The sequence below is a fragment of the Paraburkholderia sp. JHI869 genome (genome assembly GCF_038900775.1).
In the GTDB taxonomy this organism is placed as follows: Bacteria; Pseudomonadota; Gammaproteobacteria; order Burkholderiales; family Burkholderiaceae; genus Paraburkholderia.
The window spans coordinates 1-5,601 of record NZ_JAYMSC010000072.1 but is presented as its reverse complement, the minus strand read 5'-3'; the positions used below and the strand labels follow the sequence as shown (position 1 = coordinate 5,601).

Below are 5,601 nucleotides of genomic sequence, written 5' to 3'. Positions count from 1 at the left end.
GGACATCCTCACGCGTCTGCCCACGCACAGGGCCAGCGACATTGCCGCGTTGTTGCCGCATCACTGGCAGCCGATACCGACAATCGCCTAACTTCGTCTGTCAAGACGGGATCGCTGGCCGCTTACCCACTATATGCTTCTCAGGTTGACCTGTGCGGCCACCCAGCGGAATGCAGCCCTCGTCGAGGAGGCCGCCAACGCGGCAGAGAGCCTTCGGTATCTACGATCAAGGAGGCTTGCGTATCGATCTGGTGCGAACGAGCCGTAGGCGAGATATAGATATGCGAAACGTTGAACTTCACCTGGACGGCTGTCGTCTGTCGGCGTTCCGTTAAGCAGAAACGATGCCGAAAGATGTGCGCGTGTGTGATATTGTCCGGTCCCTAGCGCAAGCGGGCCACGCACGAAAACGAGTTCGATGCGTTGATCACGCGCTTGAGCGAACGCACGAGGTTCGTTTCCGTCAACCCCGTGCAACAGGAAAAGTCGCGCCGCAGGCTGGGCCGCCGCGGGCCGCACGCGATACGAGAGACCCGAAGCAGTGTCTTCGTGAAGGATTTCCACGGGGTGCGCTGCTCCGGATGCCATTACTTCGCAATCCAAACCGGCGCGATTGCTGTGCCGCGGCTTGCGCCGTAGCCAAAATAGATGTTCAGTCCTGCGAGCGGCTCCAGATAGCGCGCGTTCTTTAGGCCACCGGCGTCCACCGCCTCGAATCCGAGGCTGTCGATGATCGATTTGACCGTCGTTTTGGCCAGCGCGCTATCACCGGCGTAGAACACGGCACCGCGCTGACCGTTTGCGAACGCAGGACCATCAGCCAGTACCTGGGCGAAAAGCGTATTGAAAGCCTTGACGACGTCAGCGCCAGGCACAGCACGCGCGATCTCTTCAGCGGCGGACGATTGGTGACCAATCGTCAGGCCCATGTAGTCGGCGGTTAAAGGGTTCGTGATATCGATGACCGTCTTGCCACTGACGTCTCCGACCGAGCGCAGTGCGGCGACCGCATCATTGTAGCCAGTGGCGAGGATGACCACGGTGCTATCAATTGCCGAAACTGCTGCGACGACAGCTTCTGCTCCCGGATTTTGCGAGGCCAGTGCTTGCGCCTTGGCCAGATCGCGGCCCGTGACGCGGACTTCATGACCCGCAGCAGTCAGTTGCTTGACGAAAGCCGCGCCCATATTGCCGGTACCGATGACGGTAATCTTCATGATTTGCTCCTTGTTCCAACGTGAGAAGGGTAAGTCAATTCTATTGATTGCGGATTCGGCGATAAACTAGAATGCGATGGATTAATAATCCCGCCTCCCGAGACAATCAATGGACCGATTTCAGGAAATGTCATCCTTCGTGGCAGTCGTTGATGCGGGCAGTTTCACTGGTGCCGTCGAGACCTTGCGTCTGTCGAAGGCAGCCGTGTCGCGTGCCGTGGAGGCGCTCGAACAGCGAATTGGGGTGCGCTTGCTGCACCGGACGACGCGTCGGTTGTCCCTGACCGAAGAAGGGCGTGTCTTCTATCAGCGGGCGCGGGACATTCTTGAGGCGGTCGAGGATGTTGAAACCGAGGCGAGCTCAAGGACGTAGGCGCCGGGCGGAATCGTGCGTGTCAACGTTCCGCTGAGCTTTGGGATGCTGCATTTGGCACCTCTGTGGGGCGAATTCATGGCCGCGTATCCGGAGATCGATCTCGATGTAACGCTGAACGACCGCGTCGTTGATATGGTCGATGAAGGTTACGACCTGGCGGTTCGGATCAGCGCGTTGCCGGATTCGTCGTTGGTATGCCGTAAGCTGGCCTCGACTGAGTTGGTCGCTTGCGCATCGCCCGGCTACGTAGATATCCATGGTACGCCTCGCCATCCGAGCGAGCTGGCATCACATCGTGTCCTTGCATACAAATATTTCTCGGGGCGCGACGAGTGGCAGTTTCACGGACCAGGCGGCAAGGTGCAGGTGCGGACAAACGCCCGGGTGTACTCGAACAACGGCGATACATGCCGCGCCATCGCGCTGCGCGACGGTGGCATCATTCTGCATCCGGACTTTATGATCGGAGAGGATCTCAAGGAGGGCAGGCTGGTTCGGTTGATGCCGGAATATCGATCGATTGAACTCGGAATTTACCTGGTCTATCCGCCCCGGAAGCAATTGCCGCTGAAAGTGCGCTGCCTTATTGATTTCCTGTTAGACGCGTTTCGCGAGCCGGCGTGACACGCAGCGGCGCTCTCACCGCTGGTAGACGCTGATCCGGATCGGTAGAGAATGAAATGAACGCGTCCGTGCGCCGGTCAAAACCGGCAAGGTGTTGTGAATGAAAGAGTCATACGTTGAAGGCCTAGCCAGCCACGACGGCCTCGAGTCATGCGTGTGCGTCCGTAAGGACGTAGGCGAAGCGTTGGCAGAGGTAAGCATGGGCCAGGTATTGAGCTGCGAAATCCATTCCCCGCGCCGAAAGGCACGGGCTGATCGGGGTGCCGAGGCACTGGACGCTTGCCGAAAGCCACACCGGGATTGCCGTATTGGCAAGGCAATCCCGGACCCCGCGCGGTCGGAGACCCTGAGCACGTGCGGAAACACCTTGCACGGGAACCGGGAGATCCCGCGCCCTACTATGCCACGCTGGGAAGCGTCGGACGTAGTGCGCATCGTGAAGCCTGAGGGCGTACGACGATGAGCGACGGGCGCGGGAAGTCGGACTGCTGCGTAGTGCCGCAGAAGCCGCCGAACAAGGTCGGGGGTGCAACTCCCTCGACGGCGGAGGTGGTGGAGGGAAGGCGGCAGGCCAAGGGCAATGCAGTCGCAGCGCGCATGTTCCGCAGATTGGGGCGGGAATATGACATGGGAACGGCGCTCGACGGCATACGACAGACGACCAAAGGCCGACCGGGTGCGAAGTTCACCACCCTGATGCATCACATATACGCGGTCGACCGCCTGCGGGCAGCCTACTTTGCGCTCAAACGCAAGGCAGCAGCCGGGGTGGACGGCGAGACGTGGCAGTCGTACGGACTGGACCTCGAAGCCCGGCTTCTGGATCTGTCTGACCGGCTGGCCCGAGGGGCTTACCGGCCCCAGCCTGTGAGGCGCGTGTACATCGACAAGGTGGACGGCAGCAAACGCCCACTGGGCGTGCCGGCGCTGGAGGACAAGCTCGTCCAGCTTGCCACAGTCGAGGTGCTCAACGCGATCTATGAACAGGATTTCGTCGGGTTCAGCTACGGCTTTCGTCCTGGCAAGAGCGCACACGATGCGCTCGACGCCGTGAGCGTAGGTATTGAGCGCAGGAAAGTGGGCTGGATACTCGATGCAGACATCAGTAAGTTCTACGACACAATCGGACACGACTGGCTGATCAAATTCATCGAGCACCGGGTGGCGGACACGCGGGTGGTGCGGCTCATCAAGAAATGGCTGCACGCTGGCGTGCTGGAAGACGGCACGTTGACGCAGAGTGAGGTCGGTACAGTTCAGGGCGGGAGCATCTCGCCACTGTTGGCGAATATCTTCCTCCACTTTGCGTTCGACTTGTGGGTGAAGCAGTGGCGTGCGCGGCACGCCGAAGGCGACATGATCATGGTGCGGTATGCCGATGACTGGGTCGCGGGTTTCCAGTCCGTGAGGGACGCCGGGCGCTTCCAGCGTGCGGTAACCGAAAGGCTGGGCCGCTTCGGCTTGAAGCTGCACGAGAGCAAGACGCGGCTGATTGAATTTGGGCGTTTCGCCCGCGAAAACTGCCGACGTCGGGACGGGAGCAAGCCGCAGACATTCGACTTCTTGGGCTTCACGCATTGCTGCGGAAAGTCCCGCAAAGGGAAGTTCGCGATAGTGCGACTGACTAGCGCCAAGCGAATGCGGGCCAAGTTGCTGGCAGTAAAAGAGGAACTGCGCCGGCGTATGCATCAGACCATCGCAGAGCAGGGACGTTACCTGCGGGCGGTAGTGAACGGGCATACGCGCTACTTCGGGGTGCCCCGTAACGGCACGCGCATCGGGCAGTACCGCCAAGCTGTTGGTCGACTGTGGTTCCGCACGCTACGCCGTCGAAGTCAGAAGCATCGCCTGACGAGTCAGCGTATGAATCGGCTCGCAGCGCACTGGCTACCCCTCGTCCATATATGCCACCCCTATCCGAGTCAGCGTCTGATCGTCACGACCCAAGGCAGGAGCCGAGTGCGGTAGCTCCGCACGTACGGATCTGTGGAGGGGGTGATGGGCGACCATCGTTCCTACTCCGACCACCCGAGACCGTAAAAGCAGAGGACTGGGGTGGATCCTCACGGGCCAACGGCATCGATGTGCCCAGGTGGAAAATGCAGGCATTTCCCGGCAACCGGAGGATCCACGATGAACAGTATGGCCGTGGGCGTTGATATCGCCAAGCAGGTGTTCCAGGTCCATTACGTCGATCAGGAAACCGGCGAGATCGTGAACAAGCCGATCAAGCGGGCAAAATTTCTTGAGTACTTCGCGAACCGTGCGCCGTGCCTGATCGGGATGGAAGCATGCGGCGGTGCGCATCACTGGGCCCGGCAACTGACGAAGATGGGCCACGAGGTGAAGCTTATGCCGGCAGCGTTCGTAAAAGCGTTCAACATTCGCAACAAGAATGATGCAGCGGACGCCCGCGCGATCTGGCTGGCAGTCCAACAGCCGGGCAAGCCCGTGGCAGTAAAAACCGAGATGCAGCAGGCGATGCTGGCGTTGCACCGGATGCGGCAGCAACTGATCAAGTTTCGCACAATGCAGATCAACAACCTGCGAGGACTGTTGACGGAATACGGCGAAGTGATAAGCAAGGGACGGAGCAAGCTGGACAAGGAGATACCGGTGGTGCTCGAACGAATCGCTGAACGTCTGCCTGCAGTAATCATTGACACATTTCGCGAGCAGTGGAACGGGCTATCGAAGCTGGACGAGCAGGTGGCGGAGATTGAGCGTCGCATGCGCGAGTGGAAGAAGGAAGACAAGTCGGTAAAAGCAATCGGCGAGATTCCCGGCGTCGGACTACTGATGGCAACGGCGGCGGTCGCGATGATGGGTGATCCGAAAGCGTTCAGTTCTGGGCGCGAGTTTGCCGCGTGGGTTGGGATCGTACCGAAGCAGACGGGTTCGGGTGGCAAGGTGAACCTGCATGGCATATCGAAGCGCGGCGATACGTATCTGCGCACACTGCTGATCCACGGCGCGCGTAGCGTCCTGGAGAACGCAAAGGAACCGGGTGCGTGGGTCGAGCAGCTGAAGAAGCGACGGCCAAAGAATGTCGTAATCGTCGCGCTGGCGAACAAGATGGCTCGAACAATCTGGGCTGTACTCGCCCATGACCGGCCGTACCGAAAAGACTACGTGAGTGTGAAGCCAGCCTGAACGGCTCGCGCGAAGTAGAAGATCAACGTTTAACACAGGGTGAACGTCGAAAGGTTGCGCAGTAATCGAGCGTGATGACAAGCCAGGTAGGACCGGGACTCGCTAGTGCGACCTGCAAAGTCGCATGTATCTCTGTTTCACGGGGTGGCATGACTTGATGAAACCGGCTGTTCCATCAGCCGTTCCCTACCCGGACATGCGGAGCTGGCAACGGCTCGGTGTGAAGCTTCG

General features: G+C 59.8%; 5 protein-coding genes and 1 pseudogene. 4 read left to right on the top strand and 2 right to left on the bottom strand.

The annotated features are described in order from the left end of the window. Positions 1-390: 390 nt before the first annotated feature. A pseudogene (locus VSR72_RS43755) lies at positions 391-588 on the bottom strand (hypothetical protein); the annotation flags it as partial. Further along, on the bottom strand, positions 588-1,217 hold the full coding sequence (locus VSR72_RS43750; RefSeq protein ID WP_342958386.1) for an NAD(P)-binding domain-containing protein: 630 nt from the start codon (positions 1,215-1,217) through the stop codon (positions 588-590). The gene VSR72_RS43750 and the pseudogene VSR72_RS43755, both read right to left, overlap by 1 nt. Positions 1,218-1,326: 109 nt before the next feature. Here VSR72_RS43750 and VSR72_RS43745 point away from each other — a divergent pair, with 109 nt between their 5' ends. The 4 genes from VSR72_RS43745 (at position 1,327) to VSR72_RS43730 (ending at position 5,370) form a co-directional block, all read left to right on the top strand. After that, positions 1,327-1,590 (top strand): LysR family transcriptional regulator, encoded by a 264-nt coding sequence (locus VSR72_RS43745; RefSeq protein ID WP_342958385.1) that lies wholly within the window; start codon positions 1,327-1,329, stop codon positions 1,588-1,590. A 15-nt stretch (positions 1,591-1,605) separates the two neighbouring features. After that, complete coding sequence (locus VSR72_RS43740) at positions 1,606-2,217, top strand: substrate binding domain-containing protein (protein ID WP_342958384.1); 612 nt, start codon at positions 1,606-1,608, stop codon at positions 2,215-2,217. A 459-nt stretch (positions 2,218-2,676) separates the two neighbouring features. After that, positions 2,677-4,185 (top strand): group II intron reverse transcriptase/maturase, encoded by a 1,509-nt coding sequence (gene ltrA, locus VSR72_RS43735; RefSeq protein WP_342958383.1) that lies wholly within the window; start codon positions 2,677-2,679, stop codon positions 4,183-4,185. 165 nt (positions 4,186-4,350) lie between these two features. Then, positions 4,351-5,370, top strand: coding sequence for an IS110 family transposase (locus VSR72_RS43730; protein ID WP_342958382.1), 1,020 nt, complete (start codon positions 4,351-4,353; stop codon positions 5,368-5,370). Positions 5,371-5,601 lie beyond the last annotated feature (231 nt).

Bases quoted from the DNA above. Each gene is read 5' to 3' on its own strand.
- VSR72_RS43750 (WP_342958386.1), bottom strand. From the start codon at position 1,217: ATGAAGATTACCGTCATCGGTACCGGCAATATGGGCGCGGCTTTCGTC.
- VSR72_RS43745 (WP_342958385.1), top strand. From the start codon at position 1,327: ATGGACCGATTTCAGGAAATGTCATCCTTCGTGGCAGTCGTTGATGCG.
- ltrA (WP_342958383.1), top strand. From the start codon at position 2,677: ATGAGCGACGGGCGCGGGAAGTCGGACTGCTGCGTAGTGCCGCAGAAG.
- VSR72_RS43730 (WP_342958382.1), top strand. From the start codon at position 4,351: ATGAACAGTATGGCCGTGGGCGTTGATATCGCCAAGCAGGTGTTCCAG.